The sequence below is a fragment of the Methylacidiphilum sp. Yel genome (assembly GCF_004421185.1).
Taxonomy (GTDB): Bacteria; Verrucomicrobiota; Verrucomicrobiia; order Methylacidiphilales; family Methylacidiphilaceae; genus Methylacidiphilum.
On sequence record NZ_LXQB01000018.1, the window covers coordinates 1 to 1,081 of the forward strand.

The following is a 1,081-nucleotide window of genomic DNA, read 5'->3' on the forward strand; positions in this document are numbered from 1 at the left end:
AAAAGGACATTAGCCTATATATCCATTCTCCTGGAGGGTACGTGACAGCGGGTATGGCCATTTACGATACGATGCAATTTTTAAGCTGCGATGTAAATACTTATTGTATCGGTCAGGCTGCAAGTATGGCAGCCGTATTACTTGCTGCCGGAACAAAAGGCAAACGGTTTGCTCTACCCAATGCCCGTATTATGATCCATCAGCCCCTTGGTGGAGCTCAAGGCCAAGCCTCCGACATCAGCATTCAAGCTCAAGAAATATTAAGAACCAAGAGGTTGTTGAATGAAATCCTTTCTTATCATACTAAACAGCCCATTGAGCGATTGGAAAAAGACACGGATCGAGACTTTTTTATGTCTGCTGAAGACGCAAAAGCCTATGGGCTTATTGATGAGGTGGTCAAAACCAGAGTCAGTATCAGACCGGTCCCCCAACCACAAATCATTATGGGAGATGGGAAGTAGAGTGTAGTCATGGCAAGATCAGTGCATATAACTATGTGCTCTTTCTGCGGAAGAACCCAAGCAGAAGTGCGCAAGCTTATTTCTGGACCAGGGGTATATATCTGTGATGCTTGTGTTGAGGTTTGCCACAGTATTCTTGAAAGGGAGCTTCGCGAAGAGCCAGCTAAAAATCAAGTTAAGCCAAAAATTCCAAAGCCTACAGAAATCTTTGCTCGACTCGAAGACTATGTCATTGGTCAAACCAATGCAAAAAAAATTCTTTCCGTGGCTGTTCATAATCATTACAAGAGAATTTTCAGTGAGGAATTGACTGATCTTTCTTCTCTGAATCAAATAAAAGATGTCGAAATTGAAAAAACTAATATTCTCCTTGTTGGCCCCACTGGTTCAGGGAAAACACTCCTTGCTAAAACCTTTGCCCGACTTCTTGATGTCCCTTTCTGTATAGNNATGTTGGCGAAGATGTTGAAAGCATTCTTTTGAGACTGCTTCAGAACGCCAATTTTGATGTTAAAAAAGCCGAAATGGGTATCGTTTATATTGACGAGATAGATAAAATATCTAGAAAGTCTGACAGCCCATCGATTACAAGAGATGTTTCAGGAGAAGGTGTCCAA

Annotated in this window: 2 protein-coding genes and 1 pseudogene; all 3 read left to right on the forward strand. The window is 41.9% G+C overall.

What is annotated here, in order from left to right; translation table 11 throughout:
• Positions 1-464, forward strand: a 464-nt coding sequence (locus A7Q09_RS03570; RefSeq protein WP_134389935.1) for an ATP-dependent Clp protease proteolytic subunit, incomplete at its 5' end; no start/stop codon positions are given.
• Positions 465-473: 9 nt separating this feature from the next.
• Positions 474-912: ClpX C4-type zinc finger protein (locus tag A7Q09_RS10900; protein ID WP_394346611.1), on the forward strand; the 439-nt coding region annotated here is incomplete at its 3' end.
• 2 nt (positions 913-914) lie between these two features.
• A pseudogene (locus tag A7Q09_RS10905) lies at positions 915-1,081 on the forward strand (ATP-dependent Clp protease ATP-binding subunit ClpX); the annotation flags it as partial.